Origin of the sequence: Nocardiopsis sp. CC223A (assembly GCF_030766825.1) — a bacterium.
Taxonomy (GTDB): Bacteria; Actinomycetota; Actinomycetes; order Streptosporangiales; family Streptosporangiaceae; genus Nocardiopsis.
Genome location: NZ_JASFDV010000010.1, coordinates 1 through 21,209, shown reverse-complemented (window position 1 = coordinate 21,209; position 21,209 = coordinate 1). Strand labels below are relative to the sequence as shown.

The 21,209-nt window shown below is 71.2% G+C and carries 19 protein-coding genes and 2 pseudogenes; 12 read left to right on the top strand and 9 right to left on the bottom strand.

Annotated features, from left to right (window positions below):
- Window positions 1-21 precede the first annotated feature (21 nt).
- Window positions 22-162, top strand: a pseudogene (locus QJS33_RS31360) (DUF3418 domain-containing protein); the annotation flags it as partial.
- Between the two features lie 34 nt (window positions 163-196).
- On the opposite strand, the gene QJS33_RS06020 reads toward QJS33_RS31360, so the two are convergent.
- Both QJS33_RS06020 and QJS33_RS06015 read right to left on the bottom strand, forming a co-directional pair.
- Window positions 197-841 carry a pyridoxamine 5'-phosphate oxidase family protein gene (locus tag QJS33_RS06020; RefSeq protein ID WP_306366853.1) on the bottom strand — a complete coding sequence of 215 codons (645 nt, stop codon included), beginning with the start codon at window positions 839-841 and terminating at the stop codon, window positions 197-199.
- A 58-nt stretch (window positions 842-899) separates the two neighbouring features.
- Window positions 900-1,460, bottom strand: coding sequence for a globin domain-containing protein (locus tag QJS33_RS06015; RefSeq protein ID WP_306366852.1), 561 nt, complete (start codon window positions 1,458-1,460; stop codon window positions 900-902).
- Window positions 1,461-1,845: 385 nt separating this feature from the next.
- Between QJS33_RS06015 and QJS33_RS06010 the strand changes: the two genes are divergently transcribed.
- The 5 genes from QJS33_RS06010 to QJS33_RS05990 all read left to right on the top strand — a co-directional run bounded on the left by QJS33_RS06010 (window position 1,846) and on the right by QJS33_RS05990 (window position 6,287).
- Complete coding sequence (locus tag QJS33_RS06010) at window positions 1,846-3,045, top strand: lactonase family protein (protein WP_306366851.1); 1,200 nt, start codon at window positions 1,846-1,848, stop codon at window positions 3,043-3,045.
- A 161-nt stretch (window positions 3,046-3,206) separates the two neighbouring features.
- Entirely contained in the window at window positions 3,207-3,848 is a 642-nt protein-coding gene (locus QJS33_RS06005) for a biotin transporter BioY (RefSeq protein ID WP_306366850.1), read from the top strand.
- Complete coding sequence (locus QJS33_RS06000) at window positions 3,848-4,543, top strand: energy-coupling factor ABC transporter ATP-binding protein (protein ID WP_306366849.1); 696 nt, start codon at window positions 3,848-3,850, stop codon at window positions 4,541-4,543. The genes QJS33_RS06005 and QJS33_RS06000 overlap by 1 nt, the downstream gene beginning before the upstream one ends.
- Window positions 4,540-5,154: an energy-coupling factor transporter transmembrane protein EcfT gene (locus tag QJS33_RS05995; protein ID WP_306366848.1), complete on the top strand. Its 615-nt coding sequence runs from the start codon at window positions 4,540-4,542 to the stop codon at window positions 5,152-5,154. The genes QJS33_RS06000 and QJS33_RS05995 overlap by 4 nt, the downstream gene beginning before the upstream one ends.
- A 203-nt stretch (window positions 5,155-5,357) precedes the next feature.
- Complete coding sequence (locus QJS33_RS05990) at window positions 5,358-6,287, top strand: serine hydrolase (RefSeq protein ID WP_306366847.1); 930 nt, start codon at window positions 5,358-5,360, stop codon at window positions 6,285-6,287.
- 48 nt (window positions 6,288-6,335) lie between these two features.
- On the opposite strand, the gene QJS33_RS05985 is transcribed toward QJS33_RS05990, so the two are convergent.
- Window positions 6,336-7,094 carry an SDR family NAD(P)-dependent oxidoreductase gene (locus tag QJS33_RS05985; protein WP_306366846.1) on the bottom strand — a complete coding sequence of 253 codons (759 nt, stop codon included), beginning with the start codon at window positions 7,092-7,094 and terminating at the stop codon, window positions 6,336-6,338.
- A 280-nt stretch (window positions 7,095-7,374) separates the two neighbouring features.
- Here QJS33_RS05985 and QJS33_RS05980 point away from each other — a divergent pair, with 280 nt between their 5' ends.
- Together QJS33_RS05980 and QJS33_RS05975 are read left to right on the top strand one after the other, a co-directional pair.
- Complete coding sequence (locus QJS33_RS05980) at window positions 7,375-7,872, top strand: ATP-binding protein (RefSeq protein ID WP_306366845.1); 498 nt, start codon at window positions 7,375-7,377, stop codon at window positions 7,870-7,872.
- 219 nt (window positions 7,873-8,091) lie between these two features.
- On the top strand, window positions 8,092-8,970 hold the full coding sequence (locus tag QJS33_RS05975; RefSeq protein WP_306366844.1) for a helix-turn-helix transcriptional regulator: 879 nt from the start codon (window positions 8,092-8,094) through the stop codon (window positions 8,968-8,970).
- Window positions 8,971-9,439: 469 nt separating this feature from the next.
- On the opposite strand, the gene QJS33_RS05970 is transcribed toward QJS33_RS05975, so the two are convergent.
- The 5 genes from QJS33_RS05970 to QJS33_RS05950 all read right to left on the bottom strand — a co-directional run bounded on the left by QJS33_RS05970 (window position 9,440) and on the right by QJS33_RS05950 (window position 14,297).
- Entirely contained in the window at window positions 9,440-9,673 is a 234-nt protein-coding gene (locus QJS33_RS05970) for a DUF397 domain-containing protein (RefSeq protein WP_306366843.1), read from the bottom strand.
- A gap of 284 nt (window positions 9,674-9,957) precedes the next feature.
- Entirely contained in the window at window positions 9,958-11,019 is a 1,062-nt protein-coding gene (locus tag QJS33_RS05965) for a metal ABC transporter substrate-binding protein (protein WP_306366842.1), read from the bottom strand.
- A gap of 90 nt (window positions 11,020-11,109) precedes the next feature.
- The gene (locus QJS33_RS05960; RefSeq protein WP_306366841.1) at window positions 11,110-11,781 is read right to left on the bottom strand and encodes a TrkA family potassium uptake protein; all 672 of its coding nucleotides are present in this window, start codon (window positions 11,779-11,781) and stop codon (window positions 11,110-11,112) included.
- 24 nt (window positions 11,782-11,805) lie between these two features.
- Complete coding sequence (locus QJS33_RS05955; protein WP_306366840.1) at window positions 11,806-13,260, bottom strand: TrkH family potassium uptake protein; 1,455 nt, start codon at window positions 13,258-13,260, stop codon at window positions 11,806-11,808.
- Between the two features lie 122 nt (window positions 13,261-13,382).
- Window positions 13,383-14,297: a cation diffusion facilitator family transporter gene (locus QJS33_RS05950; protein WP_306366839.1), complete on the bottom strand. Its 915-nt coding sequence runs from the start codon at window positions 14,295-14,297 to the stop codon at window positions 13,383-13,385.
- 96 nt (window positions 14,298-14,393) lie between these two features.
- Between QJS33_RS05950 and QJS33_RS05945 the strand changes: the two genes are divergently transcribed.
- The 3 genes from QJS33_RS05945 to QJS33_RS05935 all read left to right on the top strand — a co-directional run bounded on the left by QJS33_RS05945 (window position 14,394) and on the right by QJS33_RS05935 (window position 18,866).
- Entirely contained in the window at window positions 14,394-14,750 is a 357-nt protein-coding gene (locus QJS33_RS05945; RefSeq protein WP_306366838.1) for a helix-turn-helix transcriptional regulator, read from the top strand.
- Window positions 14,751-15,302: 552 nt separating this feature from the next.
- On the top strand, window positions 15,303-18,509 hold the full coding sequence (locus QJS33_RS05940) for an efflux RND transporter permease subunit (protein WP_306366837.1): 3,207 nt from the start codon (window positions 15,303-15,305) through the stop codon (window positions 18,507-18,509).
- Between the two features lie 195 nt (window positions 18,510-18,704).
- Window positions 18,705-18,866 carry a hypothetical protein gene (locus QJS33_RS05935; RefSeq protein ID WP_306366836.1) on the top strand — a complete coding sequence of 54 codons (162 nt, stop codon included), beginning with the start codon at window positions 18,705-18,707 and terminating at the stop codon, window positions 18,864-18,866.
- Window positions 18,867-18,873: 7 nt separating this feature from the next.
- Here the strand turns inward: QJS33_RS05935 and QJS33_RS05930 are convergent, their stop codons facing one another.
- A complete protein-coding gene (locus QJS33_RS05930; RefSeq protein WP_306366917.1) occupies window positions 18,874-19,299 on the bottom strand; it encodes an ATP-binding protein in 426 nt (141 codons plus the stop codon).
- A gap of 598 nt (window positions 19,300-19,897) precedes the next feature.
- Here QJS33_RS05930 and QJS33_RS05925 point away from each other — a divergent pair.
- A pseudogene (locus QJS33_RS05925) lies at window positions 19,898-21,209 on the top strand (hypothetical protein); the annotation flags it as partial.

Genomic DNA, 21,209 nt, shown 5'->3' with positions numbered 1-21,209 from the left:
CGGGGGCCGTGCATGGCCGTTGACCCCGATGTCACCGAGTTGCGCTGGATGCTGGAGGAGTACCGGGTGAGCCTGTTCGCGCAGGGGGCCATCCGCACCGCCTATCCGGTGTCCGACGAGCGGATCATGAAGGCCGTGGAGGCGGTCAGGGCCGCCCGGCGGGGACCGCGCGTCGCGGCCCCCGCCGGGCGGACCGTCAGTCCCCGAGGACGTCCCCGCCGTACCGGGTGTCGTTGTCCTTCTTGGCCCCGAAGAAGTCCCCGCCCTTGCGCAGGGTGTCGTCGGTGCCCCAGTCCTCCTCGGGTCCGACCTTGCGCAGGTGGGGGATGTGCTTGCGGCAGTGGATGTAGGCCTCCTCGACCTGCACCAGCAGCCACATCTGCGCCCGCTGGCCCGGGACCTGCGGCAGGGGCAGGTCCCGCACGTGCGCCCGCAGGCGGTCGTCCTCCATGATCTTCACCCGCCCGTTCACGTGCAGGCCGATCCGGTCGTGCTGGAAGTCGAGGAACATCAGTCCGATGTGCGGGTTCTGGGCGATGTTGCCCGCGCTGGCGAACACGCCGTTGCCGCGGTACTCGGGGAAGGCCAGGGTGCGGTCGTCGATGACGTGCACGAACCCGGGGGGTCCGGCCCGGAAACTGGAGTCGCACTCGCCCCGGTCGTCGGCCGTGGCGATGAAGAGCATCTCCTGGCGGGCGATGAAGGCCCGCATCTCGGTGTTGAGGTGGTCCAGCATCTGGTCGCGGTAGAAGCGCGCCGCGCGATCGGACGTCCCCATGACCTGCTGGACGTACCGTTCGCCCTCGGTACCGGTCGCGGGGGTGTGGCTGGTCTGTGTCATGGAACCGGGCTTTCGACGGTGTGCGTGCGTTCGGTGGGGACCGGGGGGAGCGCTCCCATCAGCGGGCGCGCCGACCCGGGGTGCCGGCCGGCGCCCGGCCCGGGACCTGGTGCCGGGGCCCGCCCGGGGTCCGGTCCTCGACCCGGCTCCGGGCACGGGGCGGGGTGTCGGGGGAGCCGTCGCCTTCTGCTCCGGCGATCATCTGGGCGGTGATCCACTGGTAGACCAGCACCCAGGCCGAGCTCATGGAGGAGGTCCAGGTGGGCGAGACCTCACTGACGGCGCGGACCAGGGCGCGCCCGACGTACGGGTAGTGGTCGGGCAGCACGCCCAGCTCCCGGTGGTGCTGACGGCCCAGGCGCCGGAGCCGGTGGGCCACATCGTCGGGGTCGTCCAGGTGGCGGACCACGGACAGGAGCGCGTCGGCCATCCGCTGCTGCTGCGGCCTGATGTCGTCGGCGAACATGCCGCGCACGGCGGGCACCATCGCGAAGAGGTTCTCGTAGAAGCTCCGGGCCAGACGGGCCGAGCCCTCGGGGACGTCGACGGCCGAGAGGCGGACCAGTTCGATGGTCTCCCGATCGGGGAGCGGCACTTCGGATATACGGCGAAGGGTCAAGGACGGTCCAAGGTTCGGGTGAGCGGGGAACCACAGCGGGTGAGCGCACGAGGCGGTGCGCGCCCACGGTCACCGGGGTCGGAGGGGTCTGCACCGGCGTCTCTCGGCGGGTGCGGCGCGGTCTCGCGCGGGCCCGGGGCCACGTGTCCGGCCGCGAGCCCGGAGGTGTTCCACCTGGGGCCCGAGGGAAGCGAACCGACGTGTGGGGTGCCAGTGTTCTTTGTTGCTTCTGTAGCCTTTTGGGGAGGACTGTAACAGATCCGCTACGGGACGGAACCCGCCGCCGGGTTCCGCCCCGCTTCTCCCGCCAGGTGGCGCGGAGCGGTAGCATGCGGCGGTGGCGCAGGCCACGGTTCGTGCAGGCGCGTGAGGAAACGAGGTCCCGGTGGGCGACTGGGCAAGCGGACGACGGCTCCTGCTGGTGGGCACCTACACCCCGGACTCCGACCCGCCGGGAGCGGGCCGGGGAATCCACCGGGTCGGCTTCGACCCGGTGACGGGCGAACTCTTCGACCAGGGTGTCGCGGCGGCCACCCCAGGCCCCTCGTTCCTGGCCTACCGCCCCGAGCCCCCGACCGTCTACGCGGTCAACGAACGCGCCAAGGGCACCCTGACGGCCTTCCGCGTCGACGGGAACGCCGACCTCGCCGAACTCGGCGAGGTCCCCACCGGCGGCGGGTCGCCCTGCCACGTCCGCTACCTGGGTCCCGAGCAGGTGGCCGTCGCCAACTACGCCGACGGGGTGCTCGCCTTCGTGCCCACCGGCCCCGACGGGGCACCGGCCCCCGCCCACCGCGAACTCCCCCATCGCGGCCGCGGCCCGGTCACCGACCGCCAGGAGGGCCCGCACGCGCACAGCACCGCCGTGGTCATGAACTCCCACGAGCGCCGCCTGCGCTACCTGCTCGCCGCCGACCTGGGCACCGACGAGCTGCGCGTCCACCAGTACGCGGTGCCGGTCCAGGACGAGGAGCCCGCCCACCCCGAGGAGGGCCTGTTCGGCACGGTGAAGCTGCCCGCCGGCACCGGCCCCCGCCACATGGCCGTCAACGGCGACCACGTCTACGTCGCCGGGGAACTCGACTCCCGGGTGCACGTGGTGCGCTGGAACCCGCGCCGCGGCACCGGCGAGCACCTGGGCTCGGTGCCCTCCCTGGGCGGCCTGCACGACGCGAACTTCCCGGCGGAGATCGCCCTGCACCGCCTCAAGGTCGACGGCCGCGACATCGCCGACGGCGACGCCCTGCCGATGACCACCACCTACGAGGGGCGGGTGTACGTGTCCAACCGGGGCGCGAACGTCGTCTCCACCTTCGCGGTCCGCGACGAGGGCGCCCGCCTGGAGCACCTGGCCGACACCCCGGTCGGCGACTGGCCCCGCCACTTCGCGGTCATCCGCGGCCACCGCGACGAGCCCGACCACCTGGTCGTCGCCGCCCAGAACGGCGACGAGCTCCGCTCGCTGCGCATCGACCCCGACACCGGGATCCCCGCCGACACCGGCCACCGCCTGGAGATCCCCGTCCCCGTCTGCGTCCTGCCGGTCCCCATCAACCGCATCCGCCGCACCTGCGACCGCCCCTGAGCGCCGACCCCCGCGAGGGGCGCGGTGTGAGGTGCGTCTCAGGCGGAGGTCGACAATTCCCACCGGGCCGGTTCTGTACACCCCCGCCATCCCGCCGACAACCCCCGATAACGGACAATGGGTGCTGTTCCACTCCCGTTCAGCCTTCCGAGGGGAAGTCCATGCCCACGACCCGGACCACCGGCATCCGCTACAAGGGATTGACCGCACGCGACCTGGCGCTCATCGCCGTGTTCGCCGCGTTCATCGCCGTGCTCAGCATCTCCGGCCAGATCACCATCCCGCTGTCCCCGGTGCCGATCACGCTCCAGACCCTGGGCATCATGCTGGCCCCCTCCCTGCTGGGATGGAAGCGCGGCACCCTCGCCGTCGCGGTCTTCCTCGCCCTGGGCCTGGCGGGCCTGCCCCTGTTCGCGGGCGGCGCCGGCGGCCTGGGCGTCCTGGCCGGGCCCTCCGCCGGGTTCATCATCAGCTGGATCCCCGCCGCCCTGGTCATCGGGTTCCTCACCGACCTCATGGTCCGCGGCGGCCGGTACCGGTTCTGGGCGGGCCTGGCCGTCAACGTCCTGGGCGGCATCCTCGTCGTCTACGCCATCGGCGTCCCCTGGCTGGGCGTCGCCATGGGCAACGACCACCTGGCCGCGCTGGTGGCCATGGTCGCCTACCTGCCCGGCGACCTGGCCAAGGCCGTCATCGCCTCCCTCATCGCCGCCGCCGTCTACCGCGCCTACCCGATCCCGCCCGCCGGGCGCCCGGTGATCGAGGAGACCGGGGACGGGGCGGCCGGCGGCGGGGACGCCTGATGCTCCGACTGGAGGGTGTCTCCCACGCCTACGAAGCGCGGCCGGTGCTGCGCGACGTCACCCTGGACCTCGCCGAGCACCGCATCGGCGTGATCGGGGCGAACGGATCGGGCAAGTCCACGCTCGCCCGCACCCTCAACGGCCTGGTCGTCCCCGACGCCGGCCGGGTGACGCTGGGGGAGTGGGACACCCGGCGCCACGCCAAGCACATCCGCCGCCGGGTCGGGTTCGTCTTCTCCGACGCCGCCAACCAGATCATCATGCCCACGGTCGCCGAGGACGTGGAGATCGGGTTGCGCTCCCGCAGGCTGGGACGCGAGGAGACGGCCCGGCGGGTCGACGCCCTGCTGGAGCGCTACGGACTGGCCGGGCACCGCGACCACCCCGGCCACCTGCTCTCCGGCGGTCAGAAGCAGCTGCTGGCCCTGGCCTCGGTGCTGGCCACCGAACCGGAGATCCTCGTCTGCGACGAGCCCACCACCCTGCTCGACCTGCGCAACACCCGCATGGTCCACCGGGTGCTCGACACCCTGGAGCAGCAGGTCGTCCTGTTCACCCACGACCTCGACCTGCTCGGCGCCTTCGACCGGGTCCTGGTGGTCGACGACGGCCGGATCGTGTTCGACGGCCTGCCCGCCGACGCCGTCGACCACTACACCGGGCTCATGGACGACCGGCTCATGGACGACCGGTGAACACACTCGGCCTCTACATCCCCGGCGAGGGCCCGATGTACCGGTTGAGCGCGGGCACCAAGCTCGCCGGCCTGCTCGCCGTCTGCGTCGCGGTCATCGTCCTGGCCCACCCGTGGGTGTCGCTGGGGCTCCTGGCCGGAGCGGTCCTGCTGTACCCCGCGGTGGGCCTGCCCTTCGGGCGGGTCCTCGGGGTGCTGCGCGGGCTGTGGCCGTTCCTCCTGGCGATCGGCCTGTTCCAGGCGGTCTTCGGCGACCCCCTGACCGCGGTCCGGCTGTGCTCCCAGCTGCTGGGGCTGGTGGTGCTGGCCAACGCGGTCACCCTCACCACCCGGGTCCGCGAGATGCTCGACCTGTTCGAGCGCCTGGCCCGGCCGCTGGCCCGGTTCGGCGTGTCACCCGAGCGCGTGGCCCTGGTGCTGGCGCTGACGATCCGCTCCATCCCCATGGTCGCCGCGGCCTGGCGCGCGGCCGTCGAGGGGTACCGGGCCCGGGGCCTGTCGGGGCGCCCGTACCTGCTGGTGACCCCGCTCATCGTCCAGCTGTTCCGGATGGCCGAGGCCACGGGGGAGGCCCTGGTGGCCCGCGGCATCGACGAGGACGGCCACGCCTGACCTTGAGGGCGCACCGATGAAACGCCGTCTCACGACCGTGTTACGTCCGTACCGATTCCGTATCGGCCCCCGAAACAGAGGGATTCGGGCGGGATAATGGACGCACCAAGTCACTGAGCAACGTCCGATGAACCGGTGATCGTGTGCCCCGGCGCTTTCCCGCCGACATCCCCCCGGTCCCCCGCGGCCTGAGCGCCCTCCTGGTGACCGCCCTGACCCTCCTCCTGGCCGTGTCCCCGTCGGGCCCCTCCGCCGCCCTGCCCGAGGCCGACCCGGCGGTGGTGCGCGCGATGCTGTCCGAGAGTACGCTGCCGCTGATCCCCTTCGCGCCCGTGACCGCGCCCGCCACCGGAGGAGCCGTGCTCACCCAGAGCCAGTACGAGGACCTGGACGCCCGGGTGGCGGAGATCATCGACCGCGGCGGGGGCCGCGCCGGGATCGCCGTCCAGGACCTGCACACCGGCGCGACGTTCAGCCACGGCGCGCAGGAGGGCTTCGCCACCGCGAGCGTGGCCAAGCTGATGATCGCCACCATGCTGGTGCTGCGCGCCCGGGACGAGGGGCGCGAACTCACCGCGGTCGAGCGGTCCCAGATCGAGGCCATGATCCGCTACAGCGACAACGACGTCACCAACGGGCTCTACACGCGGATCGGCTACAACCCGGGTTTCGCCGAGGGGGCCGAGCGGCTCGGGTTCACCGGGACCGAGCCCCAACCGAACGGCGTGTGGGGCGGCACCCTGACCACGCCCGCCGACCAGATCCGGCTGCTGCGCACCCTGTACACCGCGGAGGGGCCGCTCACCGCCGACGAACGGTCCCACATCCGCGGCCTGATGGAATCGGTCGCCCCGGAACAGGCCTGGGGCGTGTCCGCGGCGGCCGGCCCGCAGGACGTGGTGGGCCTCAAGAACGGCTGGACGCCCCGCGAGTTCGACGGCGGCCGCTGGCTGGTCAACAGCGTCGGCTACGTGGCCGGCCCCGAGCGCCAGTACCTCATCGCGGTCATGTCCGAGGGAAACCGCGACTACACCTCGGGCGTCGCCCTGGTCGAGGAGCTGGTCGCCACGGTCACCTCGACCCTGGAGGACCCGCCGGGCGGACACCCGGCGGGCCACCCGGGCCGGTGGTGATTCAGAGGAGCCCGCGGCCCCGGGCCGTTCGTCGGGGGCGGGGACGGGTCAGTCGAGCGGGCCGCCGGCCACGTACAGGACCTGGCCGGAGACGAATCCGGAGTCCTCTGCGGTGAAGAAGGCCACCGCGTTGGCGATGTCCTCGGGCAGGCCCACCCGCCGGACCGGGATCTCGGCCTCCTTGAACTTCTTCATGTCGTCGTAGGAGACACCGATGCGCTCGGCGGTGGCGCGGGTCATCGCGGTCTCCACGAAGCCCGGGGCGACGGCGTTGACGGTGACGCCGAACTTGCCCAGCTCGATCGCCAGGGTCTTGGTGAAGCCCTGGAGGCCCGCCTTGGCGGCGGAGTAGTTGGCCTGGCCGCGGTTGCCCAGCGCCGAGGAGCTGGACAGGTTGACGATCCGGCCCCAGTTCTGCGCCGTCATGTGCGCCTGGGCGGCGCGGCTCATCAGGAAGGAGCCGCGCAGGTGCACGTTCATGACGGTGTCCCAGTCCGAGGCGGACATCTTGAACAGCAGGTTGTCGCGCAGCACACCGGCGTTGTTCACCAGGATCGACGGCGCGCCCAGGCGCTCGGCGACGGTGTCGACGGCCGCGGTGACCTGCTCCTCGTCGGCGACGTCGCAGCCGACGGCCAGGGCGGTGCCCCCGGCGGCGGTGATGCGGTCCACGACCTCCTGGGCGTCGGACTCCTTCAGGTCCAGGACGGCGACCGCCCGGCCGTCGGCCGCCAGGCGCTCGGCGGTGGCGGCACCGATACCACGGGCCGCTCCGGTCACAATGGCCACACGAGGCGTTGCGGACATGGGGTTACCTCCAGAATTCACGTGGTGGGCGCGAGGGAATCCTATCGACATCCTGACCGGTCGGTAGGCAGCCGGGGGGCCTTATCCGGGCCCTGCCCTGGACGGGACCGTGCGGCGCCGCCGTGCGGTCCCGCCCCGCCGAAGGAAGTGCGCCATCGGGTCCCCCGGTTTCCCTGCACGCCGCCCCCGGTTGGCCTACGATGTCTGCAAGACCAGGATGCACGTGCATTCGATCCGTGCAGCAGCACGCGCCCGACTCGCTCGGGGAGGAGTGGAAGGCATGGAGTGTGCGGAGGCGGTCATGGAGCCGGCCGGAGGTTGGTGGCTCAGGGTCCTCACCCACGGTTCCCGGCGCTGGAACACGCCCGTGTGCGGGGACCGGCACGACGCCGTCACGTGGACCTTCGCGCCGCGTCCCCACTCCGTGTCGGCCGCACGCGAGATTTCCGACGCCCTGCTCCGGGAATGGGGTATGGGGCACTTGTCCCCCGATGTCTCCGTGGTCGTTTCGGAATTGGTCACCAATGCGGTACGCCACGGCGGGCCGCTGGTCTCGGCCGGTCCGGGCGGGGGGAGTATTCAACTCTCCCTGATGAGAAGCGGGCATGAATTCATCTGCGCGGTTCGCGACGGCGGAGATCGGCTGCCGCGCAGAAGGAGGTCCGACCCGACCATGGAGGGTGGTCGGGGACTTGCCTTGGTGAGCGCCTTCGCGCGAGAGTGGGGTGTGATTCCCACTCCCCCCGGAGGAAAGTTCGTTTGGGCGCAATTCGTGTGAACCGCCGGCGCCGGCCCGGCGTCCTTCGCACCGTCCCCGCGGACCGGATCCGCGGAGTGGCGGGGACCGGAGGAGGCCGACCCCGGTACCGCGACCACATCGGCTATATCGTGTACACGGGTGTCCCGCGCAGCGGACGCCCGTTGCGGGAATGACAGGGAGGCGGCGAACGTGGATATCGCTCGATTGCGCAAGGGGAGTGGCCCCACCGTGCGTCGCATGCTGCTCGGCCAGGAACTGCGCAGCCGACGCGAACAGCGTGGTATCAGCCGGGAGGACGCCGGGGCGCGGATTCGCGCTTCGGCGTCGAAGATCAGTCGCATGGAACTGGGCCGGGTCGGTTTCAAGCTGCGTGATATCGAGGACCTCCTGAAGTTGTACGGCACCGACCGCCGCACGATCAAGGAAATGCTCGAAGTCGCGAAGGAATCCAACAAGCCCGGTTGGTGGAAGGACTACGGCGACTCCCTCCACAAGTGGCTCACCCAGTACATCGGGTTCGAGGAGGCCGCCGACCAGATCCGCATCTACGAGTCGCAATTCGTCCCGGGCCTGCTACAGACGGAGGAGTACGCCCGCGAGATCATCTTCGGCGGCGTCGACGCCCCCGACACGGTCGCCGAGCAGCGACTGGCGGCACGGCTCAAGAGACAGAAACGGGTCGAGACGGACGAGGGCATGCGCATGTGGGTGGTCCTCGACGAGGCGGCGGTCCGCCGCCCCATCGGCGTGGGCATCCGGGGCCTGGGCGTGATGCGCCGCCAGATCGAGCACCTGATCCGGCTCAGCACGGAGAAGGACAACATCACCATCCAGATCATCCCCTTCTCGGTGGGCGCGCACGCCGCCGAGGCGGGCTCCTTCACACTGCTGCGCTACTCCGACTACGAGCTCGCCGACATGGTGTACCTGGAGCAGCTGCACGACGGGGAGCTCAACGACCGCCCGGCCGTGGTCGAGGCCTACACCAAGGCGATGACCCGGCTGAGCGTCTCGGCGGCCACCCCCGACGAGAGCCTGGAGATGCTCCGGTCCATCCTCAAGGACTTCACCGATGCCGATGACGACCCCGACGGCGGGACCGCGGACCTGAGCTGAAGTCATCGGACCCCGCAGCGCTTCCCCGCCGCCGACCCGAGGCAGGCGGTCGGCGCGGCACACGGCCGAAGGGCCCCGTTCCCCGACGGGGTCCTTCGGCGTTCCGCGCGGTCTCTTTCGCGGAGTGCCCGGTAGAGGTGTCGCTTTTCGGTCGGGGCCGTGCCCTTTCGGGTCTCCGCTCCGCCCGCCCGTCACCCGCCACCGCCCACCCGTCACCCGCCACCGCCCTCAACAGGCGGCCTGCGGCCGACGGTGCTTCCCTCTTACGGGCGGCCTGCGGGCGATGGCGCCTCCCTCTTACGGTACGGGTGGTCTGCGGCCGACGGTGCTTCCCTCGCCCGTGCTCGGACGCTCCCGGGAGCGGGAACCTTCGGCTCCTCCGTCGATGCCCTCGCCCGCACATGCGCGGGGGGTCCCACCCCTGTGGTGTGACCCCCCGCCCGTGTCCTGGAGGGAAAACGGTGCGGTCTCAGCTCAACAGGTTGTCGAAGTCCCCGTCCTTGGCGCCCAGGATGAGGCAGTCGATCTCCTCCTGGGTGTAGACCAGGGCCGGGCCGGACGGGAAACGGGAGTTGCGGACTGCGATGGAGCCGTCGGTCAGGCGGGCCATCTCGACGCAGGCGCCCTGGGAGTTGCTGCGCTTGGCCTTCTGCCAGGCGGCCTCGGTCAGATCGGTCGCGTTGATGCCGTTGTACGGGGTCATGCCCAGTTCTCCTTCGGAGTGAAACGAGGGGATGTGCCGTGCGCCTGCACTGCCAAATGCACGTGCAAGAGCATTGGCACGTTCATAAGCATAGCGTGACCCTCGCCACTTGTCCGTGAGTTAGCCATCCTGAGTCCCACGTGATACAGGAGGGTCTCCGACCAGCGGGGATGTTCCATGGCGAACCATGTGAACACGGCAGCGGCGCCTCCGGGGGGCGCCGCACGACGCCGCCCCGCCGGTCGCCTCTGGGGCGACCGGCGGGGCGGCGTGGAGATCGGGGATCAGGAGCAGGCCAGGGCGCTCCGGAGCGCTTCCAGGTTCCCGCGCATGATCGACGGGTAGTCGTCGCCGGGGGAGGCGTCGGTGATCCCCTCCAGCGGGTCGAGCACCTCGACCGCCGCGCCGGTCTCCCCGGCGATCGTCCGGGCGGTCTCCTCGGGCATGAGCGGCTCGGTGAAGATCGTGGTGACCCCGTGCTCCTCGACGAAGTCGGCGATCTCCGCGATCTGGCTGGGGGAGGGCTCGCTGTCGGGGTCGACCCCGGAGATGCCCACCTGCTCCAGGCCGTAGTGCTCGGTCAGGTACGAGAAGGCGGTGTGCCCCACCACGACCTCGTTGCGCTCGCAGGAGGCCAGGCCGTCCTCGTACTCCTGGCCGATCGTCTCCAGCTCGGCGGCCACCGCCTCGGCGTTGGCGGTGTACTCGGCGGCGGCGTCAGGGTTCAGCTCGCCCAGCCGCTCGCCCAGGGCCCCGGCGACCTCGGACATGAGGTCCACGTCCAGCCAGAAGTGCGGGTCGAGGTCGCCATGGTCGTGGCCGTCGCCCGCGGGCTCCTCGTCGGCGTGGGTCTCCTCGTCCTCGTGGGCGTGGTCGTCCTCGGAGTGGGCTTCCTCGTCCTCGTGGGCGTGGTCGTCGTCCTCGTGACCGTGGTCGTCGTCCTCCCCGTGCTCGTGCCCGCCGTCCCCGATCGGGTGCAGCTCGATCACGTCGGCCACGTCCAGGGCGCGGTCGGCGGCCTCCTGCTCGACGGCCTCGTCCACCGCGGGCTGTAGCCCGGCCACGTAGAACGCGAGGTCGGCTTCGGTGACCTCGCCGATCTGGCGGCCGGTCAGCTCCAGGTCGTGGGGTTCCATACCGGGTTCGGTCAGCTGGACCACCGCCACGCGGTCCCCGCCGACCTCGTGGGCCAGCCACTCCAGGGGGTAGACGCCGGTGACCACGGTCAGGTCGGCGTCGGCGGGGTCGGGGCCCTCCCCGCCGGCGGGGGAACCCTGGCCACCGCAGGCGGTGGCCGTCATCAGTGCCACCGCGGACAGCGCGGCGGTTCGCAGGATCGTACGCATGGAACCATCATCGGGAAAATGAAAACGGTTGTCAATTTGACCCTTATGTCCGCCCGGCTCCCCGCCCCCGCTCCCACCCCGGGTCCGGTGTCAGGTGACCTCGGCGAAGCGCTCCACGTCGTCGGTCCGACCCGCCACCACGATCACGTCGCCCTTCTGTAGCACCGTCTCCTCGGTGGCGTAGGTGAACGCGGAGTTGAGGCGCTTCACGGACACCACCGTGATCCCGTACGTCTGGCGGACCTTGGTCTCGCGCAGCGGCTTGCCCAGCAGCTCCCTGGGCGCCTTCGTCTTGCCCAGGGAGAACCCCTCCTCCAGCTCCACGTAGTCGAGCATGCGGCCCGACACCAGGTGGGCCACGCGCTCGCCCATGTCGTGCTCGGGCAGGACCACGTGGTGGGCCCCCACCTGTTCGAGGATGCGTCCGTGCCGCCTGCTGATCGCCTTGGCCCAGATGTCGGGCACGCCCATGTCGACGAGCTGCGACGTGGCCAGGATGCTCTCCTCCAGGTGGGTGCCGATGGCCACCACCGCGCGCTGGAACTGGGGCGCGCCCACCTGCCGCAGCGCCTCGTCGTCGGTCGCGTCGGCGATCACCGTGTGGGTCAGGGCGTCGGCGTAGGCCTGGACGATGCGGGAGTTGGAGTCCACGCCCAGGACCTCCCACCCGTGGTTGACCAGTTCCAGCGCGAGGGAGCTGCCGAAGCGCCCCAGCCCGATGACCAGAATGCGTTTGTCCTTGAGTTTCGTCTGCTGGGGCATGCGGCGCTCCTAGAGGATTCGTGATCAGCCGATGATCGGGCGGGCCTCGGCGAGGTCGTAACGGCGCTTGCGTTCGCGGAAGGCGATCGCCGTGGCGAAGGTGACCGGACCGATGCGGCCCGCGGCCATGAGGAAGGTGACGAAGACCTGGGCCCAGGGGCTCAGCTCCGGGGTGATCCCCGTGGAGAGCCCGACCACCCCGACGGCCGACACGACCTCGAAGAGGGTGTCCATGAAGCTGAAAGGGGTGGTGTGCAGGAGGATCACCGTGCTGACCGCGACGACCGTCATCGACAGGAACGTCAGGCTCAGCGCCTGCCGGATGACCTCCGGGGCCAGTCGGCGGCCGAACACGTGGACCCGGTCGTGCGCCCGGATCTCGGCCCACACCACGAGGAAGAGGACGGCCAGGGTGGCGACCTTGATCCCGCCCGCGGTCCCGGCGCTGCCGTTGCCCACGAACATCATCATGACGGTGAGCAGCAGGGTCGAGTCGTGCATCGAACCGGTGTCCGTGACGTTGAACCCGCCGCTGCGCGGCATCACCCCGTGGAAGACGCCGTCGGTGATCTTGGCCCACCAGTCCAAACGCCCCAGGGTGAGCGGGTTGTTCCACTCCATGAGGATCACCAGCACGATGGTGGCGAGGAAGAGGGCCGCGCTGGTGACCACGGTGATCTTCGTGTGCAGGCTCCAGACCTGCGGGGTCCGGTACCGGCGGCGCAGCTCGATGAGCACGGGGAACCCGACGCCGCCGAGGATGACCGCGGAGGCGAGGGGGAACAGGATGAACGCGTCTCCGGAGAAGCGCGTCAGGCTGTCCCCGTACAGGGACAGCCCGGCGTTGTTGAAGGCCGAGGCCGAGTGGAAGACGCCCGAGTAGAGGGCCTCCCAGAACGTCATGTCGTAGCCGAGCCACATCCTCGGGAAGACGAGTGCGAGGACGATGCCCTCCAGGATCAGGCTCACCTTCAGCACCCGGGTCGCGATGCCCCGGACGTCCCCGACCGCCAGGGCCCGGTTCTCCGCCTGCACGTTCAGCTCCATGCGCAGACTGAACCGGTGGATGATGGCCACGCCCATCAGGGAGGCCAGGGTCATGATCCCCAGCCCGCCGGTCTGGATCAGTACGAGGACGATGAGGTGCCCGGAGAACGAGAGCTGATCGCCGATGTCGATGACGCTCAGACCGCACACGGCCAGGGCCGACGTCGCGGTGAACAGGGCCTCGGTGAGGGTGAGGCGCTCGCCCGTCACCGCGATCGGGGTCATGAGCAGGGCGGTGCCGAGCAGGTCCACGACGAAGAAGATCAGGACGAAGGCCCGCGCGGGCTTGCTCCAGGCGTTCTTGCGGTGGTGGACGGGACCGCTGTGGAAACCGGTGTGGCGCCGACGCGGGGTCAGCCGCACACGGAGGTCGTGCAGCGCGGTGGCGCCCCGGGACACCCGGGTCGTGAGGGCTCTCAGGGGTTGCCTCATGTCTTCGTCATTCCACCGCTTCGTGCAGGTCACCGTCGTTCGACCCGAACGATTGTGCCAGCAGGGGCGACCGGTCCGTACCAGGGTGGGACGGACGCGGGTGTGTCGCCGTTCCCCCCGGTTCAGTCGTGGCGGGCGCCCTCGTGCTCGGCGTGGCCGGGAGGCTCCAGTTGGAGGGTGGAGTGCTCGACGTCGAAGTGCCCGGCCAGGCAGGCGTGCAGTTCGTCCAGGGTGCGCCCGCCGTCGCGCAGCCGCTCCTCGGGGACGACCACGTGCGCCGACATCACCGGTACCCCGGAGGTGATGGTCCACACGTGCAGGTCGTGGACGTCGACCACGGCCGGGTGGCCGAGCAGGTGGTCGCGCACCTCGTCCAGGTCCATGCCGCGGGGTGCGGACTCCAGCAGGATGTGCACGGCCTCGCGCAGCAGCGACCAGGCGCGGGGCACGATGATCGCGGCGATGACCAGGGAGACGACGGTGTCGGCCTGGTTCCAGCCGGTGAGCCAGACGATGAGGCCGCCGGCGATGACGCCCACCGAGGCCAGGGCGTCGCTGACGACCTCCAGGTAGGCGCCCTTGACGTTGAGGCTCTCCTTGGCGCCCGAACGCAGGATCAGCGCCCCCGCGATGTTGGCGATCAGGCCGATGGCGGCGACCACGACCATGCCGGGGCCGGACACCTCGGCGGGGGAGCGCAGCCGCTCGACCGCCTCCACCACGATGAACCCGCACAGGACGAACAGCACCAGGGCGTTGACGGCGGCGGCGAGGATCTCGGCCCGCTGGTGGCCGAAGGTGCTGCGTCCCCGGGCGGGGCGGGCGGCGATCCACACGGCGGCCAGGGCCAGGGCCACCCCGAAGGAGTCGGTGACGGTGTGCCCGGCGTCGGCGAGCAGGGCGAGGCTGCCGCTGAACGCCGCGCCCGTGACCTGGACGACGGCGACGCCGAGCATGAGCGCGAGGACGAGTACGAGCCGCCCCCGGTTGGCCGCACCCGCGGTGTGTCCGTGTCCATGGCCGTGTCCGGCGCCCATGGGTCCCCCTTCTCGTGTGCGTGCGCACGTCGGTTCAGTCACCACTGTTTATACAGCCTGGACTGTCTATACAGCAAGCTATGTACAATGGTTTTCATGTTGACCTCCGAGCAGCGCCTCTCCGCCATCCACCGGCTCGGCCGTGCCCTGTCCGACCCGACCCGCTGCCGCCTCCTGCTGTCCCTGCTCGAAGGCCCCGGCTACCCCGCCGACCTGGCCGACCACCTGGGCCTGACCCGCCAGAACGTCTCCAACCACCTGGCCTGCCTGCGCGACTGCGGGCTGGTGCGCACCCACGCCCACGGCCGCCGGGTCGCCTATGAACTGGTCGATGCCTCCCTCGCCCACGCCCTGGAGGACCTGCTGCGCGTCGTCTGGGGCACCGGGCGCCCGCACGAGGCCCCTGAGGGCGAGGCCGGGCGGGACGCCGGGGCCGAGCGCCGCGCGGGCTGACCCACCCGGCGCACCCGTCCCTCGGCGCTGCTCCGAACCCCCATTTCGCCTGCCTGTCGTCGCTGTTGCGGATGGCCGGAACCTGTCACTGTGATGCCCGTTACAGGGGGCCGGGGTCGGTGGAGCGCGATGAAGCCCCATGTCCGGCCGAGGAATCTGCGACTTCTGTCGGATGTCCCTAACTTTGGTCAGGGCCCGACCCTGACAGAAGACTGACACGTCCCTGAAAGCCCCCCGATCCGCGGCCGAGGACGAGAAGTCCCGATATAACGCGACGTATCGTGGGGATGCGCCCGGCGGATGCAGTGCCCGGCGGGGCGTCCGGGGGCCGGACGGCCCTGCGGGCGGACCCCGTCCGGACGAGGACGGCACCCCTGCAACGGCATCCCCACCACACGACTTCGAGGACCGGACCGCCGCCCGGCGGCGACCCGGCGTACACGGCGCCGACCGGTCCGACGTCCGCAGCGATTAGGAGCGAGAACCTCTCATGTCCAGATCGGCTATCAGGACCCCGTCCGCGGGCTCCCCCCGCACGGAAGGGACGACCGGATGAACCGCCTCGCGGTCATGTCGCTCAAGAACCGGGCGCTGGTACTGCTCATCACCCTGGCCGTGCTCTTCTTCGGGGTGCTCGCCGCCGGAGCCGCCAGGCGGGAGCTCTTCCCGCAGATGTCCCTGCCCATGGTTATGGTCACCGGCAACTACCAGGGCGCCTCCCCGCAGGTCGTGGAGAACCAGGTCACCGTGCCGCTGGAGCAGGCCGTCCAGGGCGTCGCGGGGGCCACCACGGTCACCTCGACCTCCAGCAGCGGGCTCGCCCAGGTCACCGTCGAGTTCGACTACGGTGCCGACCAGGACGACCTCGTCCGCCAGACCCAGATCGCGGTCGACCAGGTCTCGGGCATGCTGCCCGAGGACGTCGACACCACCGTCTCCTCCTTCAGCCTCGACATGATGCCCGTCGTCATGCTCGCCGCGGGCGCCGCGGACGGCGACGACCAGGGCATGATCGACCCGCTGGAGACCCACCTCATCCCCGAGCTGGAGTCCGTCGAGGGCGTCCGGTCGGCGATGATCACCGGTGCGATCGACTCCGACCTCGTCATCACCCCGGACACCGACGAGATGGCCGAGGCGGGCCTCACCGCGCAGGACATCACCCAGGCCCTCCAGGGCAGCGGGCAGCTGGTGCCCGGCGGTGACATCGACGCCGACGGCCGCACGCTCAACGTCACCACCGGCGCCCAGTTCACCTCGGTCGAGCAGGTCGAGGACATCTGGATCCGACCGGCCGCCCCGGAGGCCGGCGACACCTCGGCGATGCCCGGCGCGCCCCCGGCCGCCGAGCCCGAGCCCGTCCGCCTCTCCGAGGTCGCCGACGTCGAGCTGGTCCGCGACGACGCCACCACCCTGGCCCGTGTCAACGGCGACCCGAGCGTCGGCGTCATGATCATGAAGACCCCCGACGGCAACACCGTCGAGGTCTCCGAGGGCGTCGAGCGCGTCCTCGACGAACAGGCCGAGATCCTCGGCGACGACATCGAGATCAGCGTGGTCTTCGACCAGGCCCCCTACATCAACGAGTCCATCCTCGCGATGCTCGAAGAGGGCGGCATGGGCCTGCTGGCCGCGGTGATCGTCATCCTCGTCTTCCTGCTGTCGATCCGCTCCACCCTGGTCACCGCGGTGTCCATCCCGGTGTCGGTGCTGATCGCCTTCCTGGGCATGCAGGTGTTCGGCTTCACCCTGAACATGCTCACCCTCGCGGCCATCACGATCTCCATCGGCCGCGTCGTCGACGACTCCATCGTGGTCCTGGAGAACATCCGCAGGCACCTGGACTACGGCAAGGAGAAGATGGAGGCGGTCAAGACCGGTGTCCGCGAGGTCGCGGGCGCGGTGGTCTCCTCCACCCTCGCCACCGTCGCGGTGTTCCTGCCGCTGGCCTTCGTCGGCGGCATGGTCGGCGAGCTCTTCATGCCGTTCGCGGTCACCGCCACCCTCGCCCTGCTCGCCTCGCTGATCGTGTCGATCACGATCATCCCGGTGCTCTGCTACTGGTTCCTCAAGCCGCGCGACATCGGCGACGCCACCCAGGAGGACATCGAGCGCGAGGAGACCGAGCGCGAGCTGCGCAGCCCGCTCCAGCGCGCCTACATGCCGATCATCCGGTGGGTCACCACCAAGCGCAGGCAGGCCACGATCATCACCCTGGCGGCCTCCGCGGTCATCTTCGGCGGCACGGTCTACATGGCCGGGCAGCTGGAGACCGACTGGATGGGCCAGTCGGAGGAGAACACCTACGCCCTGTCCCAGGAGCTGCCCCCGGGCACCTCCCTGGAGGAGGCCGACGCCGAGGCCGCCGAGGTCGAGGAGATGCTCGCCGGGTTCGCGTGGGTGGACTCGTACCAGACCAACGTGGGCGGCAACGCGCTGGCCGGGCCGTTCGGCGGTGGCGGCGCCTCGCAGATCGACTACACGATCACCGCGGACCCCGACACCGACCAGGAGCGCAACCGCGAGGTCCTGCGCGACTCCCTGGAGGACCTGGACACCGACCACGAACCGACGATGAGCGCCACGGGTGCGATGGGCGCCGACTCCGGCATCGAGATCCGGGTGACCGCCGACGACCAGGAGGTCCTGGCCGAGGCCGCCGACCTGGTGGAGGAGGAGCTGCGCGGGATCGACGGCGCCGCCGACGTCGTCAACGGCATCTCCGCCACCCAGCCCGCGATGGAGGTCCGCGTCGACGGCGAGCGGGCCGCCGAGCTGGGCCTGACCGAGGCCGCTGTGGGCGGCCAGGTCAGCGCCGCGTTCAACGGGCAGAACTCCGGGACCGTCACCGTCGACGACAGCCGCCGCGACATCGTGGTCCGCGCCGTCGACGCCCCGACCACCGTCGAGGAGCTGGAGGAGCTGGTCGTCGTCTCGCCGACCGCCGGGCCGGTGGAGCTGTCGGAGGTCGCCGACGTGGTGGAGGTGGAGCAGCCGCCGCAGCTCACCCGCATCGACGGCATCACCAGCACCACCGTCGAGGCCAGTGTCACCGCCTCCGACCTGGGTGCGGTCAGCGCCGAGATCACCCAGGCGCTCGACACGATGGACCTGCCCCAGGGCGCCACCGCCACGCTGGGCGGCGTCAGCCAGGAGCAGAGCGAGGGCTTCATGCAGATGGCCCTGGCCATGCTGGCCGCCGTGGTCATCTGCTACCTCATCATGGTCGCGACCTTCAAGAGCCTGCTCCAGCCGCTGATGCTGCTGATCTCGATCCCGTTCGCGATCACCGGCTCGCTGGCGCTGCTGCTGGTCACCGACACGGCGCTGGGCATCGCCGGCCTGGTCGGCATGCTGATGCTCATCGGTGTGGTGATCACCAACGCCATCGTCCTGATGGACCTGATCAACCAGAACCAGAACCGGGGGATGCCGCTCACGGAGGCGATCGTGGAGGGTGCCCGGCACCGTCTGCGCCCGATCCTCATGACGGCCCTGGCCACCGTCGCGGCCCTGACCCCGATGGCGCTGGGCGTCACCGGCGGCGGCGCGTTCATCTCCGCCCCGCTGGCGATCGTGGTGATCGGCGGTCTGGTGACCTCGACCCTGCTGACGCTGATCCTGGTCCCCGTCCTCTACCAGCTGGTGGAGTGGGGCAAGCAGCGCCGGGCGGCCCGCCGGGCCTCCCGCGAGGAGCTGCGCCGCTCCAAGCGCGCGGCCGGGGCCGAGGCGACCCGCGAGAAGGAGACCGTCGGCTGACGGTGAGGGCACCCGAGCCGGGGCCGCAGCGGAACGGAGGCCCGAAAAAGGCAGAGGTCGCAGGTGAGAGGGCGTCCCGTGCTCCGGCACGGGGCGCCCCGCGCTTGTCGCGGTCGCGCAGGGGGAGCGTTGGTGTCATGCCGTCACCGGTGCGTTGATTTGTGTCATCGCTCCAGGAACGGCAGGCTGCGAGACATGACGGAAACGCAGAAGAAGTCGCTCGACGATCTCGTTCGGGAAGAACTGGGCGCCGAACCCTCCCAGGAGGCGAAGGACTACGCCCGCCTGCTGTACGAGCGCTACCGGTTGCCGGAGCCGCCCGCGCCCGCGGAGGAGGACACCGCGGCGGGCGGGTGATCCGAGGTCATTCGGCCTCGTCGGCCTCGTCCCACACCAACTCGAACCACACCTGGCGGCCCATGCCGTCGCCGCGGGGCTCGCTGCCCCACTTGCTGGCGAGCGCCTCGACCAGATCCAGGCCCCGGCCGTGCTCGGCCGTGTCGTAGGGGTCCCGGTGCTGGGGGCGGGGCGTCTCGTTCAGGTTGCCCAGGTCGCGGACCTCCACCCGGGCCCAGCCCGGGGCGCGGTGGACACTGACCTCGAACTTGCCGGTGGAGCGCCCCGAGGCACTGTGCGTGATGGCGTTGGTCGCCAGCTCGCTGGTCAACAGCGTGGCGGTGGTGGGGTCGGGGCAATCGGCCAACTGCCGGGCGACGAATTTGCGCGCGTACGCGATCTGACTCGGCAGGCCGGGGAAGCGGCGTCTGGCGGATCTGCTGTGTTCTTCCATGGCCGGACCACATGCGGGAGAGGGGTCGACGGTCGCGGTCCGCTCCGGTGCGGGCACACCGCGCACACCGAGGTGGACGAGGGGGTCGTGGGGTGCTGCTGCGGTCATGTGCTGTTCACTCCCCGGTGTTCTCGGAGGACAGGACGGAGCAGTGCCTGTCCCTCGGTGTCGCGTCCATGCCCGGATCGGGTCACGGCGCGGGGTGGACACACAGGTCGAGGCCCCCGGGTACAGGGAGGGGTGCGGTGCCGCGCGAGCGGGCGCGCGGTACGAGGGCGGCGGCGGGTGGTGTGCGGGGGCGGTCCGAGGCGAATGGTCGTGTCTGGTGGCGGATGTGCCCCACGACACTGAAGGGCGTATTCGCGCATAGCATACGCTCCGTGCTCTTCCGGGGACCCGGCCGACCTGGCCGTGTCGGAACGACCCCTCTTGACCTGGTTAAAGAGGGTGTTCGGTCAGGTTATGCCACCGGTCAAGGCCGAGCTTTCGTGACTGGTGGGACTTGAGAGAATCAGTAACGATACCATAACGGAATTGGTTCTTTCGTCCTATATCGGGGTCTTGCGCACCTCGGGGGCGACCCGCCAAGGTAAAGGGCATGGCCTCTCGCTCCCCCCTGCCGACCGGCCTCGGCGTTGCACTCGACCGTGCCGTGCGCCTCGCCGACGAAGGTCACCTCCTCGTCGGCGGTGACCCCACCCGCGCCGTCCGTCTGACGTCGCGCCAGGTCAGCGGGCTCATCAGGTGGATCAGCGGGGCACCGGTACGCGACGCCGAAGAGGGCGCGACCGCCGCCGACCTCATCGCTGCGGGACTGGCCCACCCGTCGCCCGCCACCACCCTCAACGGACGCCTCCGGCGCGGTCCCTCCCTCTCGTCGCCCGCCACCACCCTCAACGGACGCCTCCGGCGCGGTCCCTCCCTCTTGTCACCCGCCGCCGCCCTCAACGGACGCCTCCGGCGCGGTTCCTCCCTCTCGTCGCCCATCACCGCCCTCAACGGACGCCTCCGGCGCGGTCCCTCCCTCTCGTCGCCCGCCGCCGCCCTCAACGGACGCCTCCGGCGCGGTCCCTCCCTCTCGTCGCCCATCACCGCCCTCAACGGACGCCTCCGGCGCGATCCCTCCCTCTCGTCGCCCGCCACCGCCCTCAACGGACGCCTCCAGCGAGACCCCTCCCACTCGTGCCCGGGCGGCGGGAGTGTCGGCCTCACCGTGGACATCGTCGTGATCGACCGCGGCGCGGCGGGCGGGCTGACCGCCACCCTGGACCGGATCGCCCGGCTCCACCCCGGAACCGAGCCGATCGTCGTGGGCGCCACCGGCCCCGCCGCCCGAGCCGCCCGGGAGCGCGGCGCCCGGGTGCTGCCCATCCCCGTGGGCGGCGCCGCGGCCCGCGCGCTCGCCCTCACCGTCTCCGACGCCGACCTCGTCGCCCTGATCGACGCCGGTCACCTGCCGCGGCCGGGCTGGCTGGAGGCGTGCGCCGGACACTTCGCCGACCCCGCCGTCGCCGCGGTCCTGCCGCGCACCCTTGTCGACTGTTCGGTCCCCACCGGGGCGGGTGCCGTCGCCGCCGTCGCCGCGGCCCGGGTTGGCCCCGACCGCGGACCCGACCCCGCCCCCGTACTGCCCTGGGGGCACACCGCCCCCGACCGCGCGCGACCGGCCGGCGCCGACACCGGCGACCCGCTGAGCCCGGTCACCGCCCTGGTGCTGCGCCGCTCCGCGGCGGCCCCTTCCACCTTCGACCCGGCCCTGGGCGCGGCCGCCGAGCACGCGCTGCTGTGGTCCCTGGCCGACCGCGGGTTCTCCGTGCGTCACGAGCCCCGGTCCCGGGTATCGGCCCCGCCGCTCGCGGACCTCGGCGGCTACCTGCGGGCCTGTGCCGAGACCGGTGCGGCCGCCGCCC

Coding starts and splice junctions, on each gene's coding strand:
- QJS33_RS06020 (WP_306366853.1), bottom strand. CDS start 841: ATGACACAGACCAGCCACACCCCCGCGACCGGTACCGAGGGCGAACGG.
- QJS33_RS06005 (WP_306366850.1), top strand. CDS start 3,207: ATGCCCACGACCCGGACCACCGGCATCCGCTACAAGGGATTGACCGCA.
- QJS33_RS06000 (WP_306366849.1), top strand. CDS start 3,848: ATGCTCCGACTGGAGGGTGTCTCCCACGCCTACGAAGCGCGGCCGGTG.
- QJS33_RS05985 (WP_306366846.1), bottom strand. CDS start 7,094: ATGTCCGCAACGCCTCGTGTGGCCATTGTGACCGGAGCGGCCCGTGGT.
- QJS33_RS05980 (WP_306366845.1), top strand. CDS start 7,375: ATGGAGTGTGCGGAGGCGGTCATGGAGCCGGCCGGAGGTTGGTGGCTC.
- QJS33_RS05975 (WP_306366844.1), top strand. CDS start 8,092: ATGCTGCTCGGCCAGGAACTGCGCAGCCGACGCGAACAGCGTGGTATC.
- QJS33_RS05970 (WP_306366843.1), bottom strand. CDS start 9,673: ATGACCCCGTACAACGGCATCAACGCGACCGATCTGACCGAGGCCGCC.
- QJS33_RS05965 (WP_306366842.1), bottom strand. CDS start 11,019: ATGCGTACGATCCTGCGAACCGCCGCGCTGTCCGCGGTGGCACTGATG.
- QJS33_RS05960 (WP_306366841.1), bottom strand. CDS start 11,781: ATGCCCCAGCAGACGAAACTCAAGGACAAACGCATTCTGGTCATCGGG.
- QJS33_RS05955 (WP_306366840.1), bottom strand. CDS start 13,260: ATGAGGCAACCCCTGAGAGCCCTCACGACCCGGGTGTCCCGGGGCGCC.
- QJS33_RS05950 (WP_306366839.1), bottom strand. CDS start 14,297: ATGGGCGCCGGACACGGCCATGGACACGGACACACCGCGGGTGCGGCC.
- QJS33_RS05945 (WP_306366838.1), top strand. CDS start 14,394: ATGTTGACCTCCGAGCAGCGCCTCTCCGCCATCCACCGGCTCGGCCGT.
- QJS33_RS05940 (WP_306366837.1), top strand. CDS start 15,303: ATGAACCGCCTCGCGGTCATGTCGCTCAAGAACCGGGCGCTGGTACTG.
- QJS33_RS05935 (WP_306366836.1), top strand. CDS start 18,705: ATGACGGAAACGCAGAAGAAGTCGCTCGACGATCTCGTTCGGGAAGAA.
- QJS33_RS05930 (WP_306366917.1), bottom strand. CDS start 19,299: ATGGAAGAACACAGCAGATCCGCCAGACGCCGCTTCCCCGGCCTGCCG.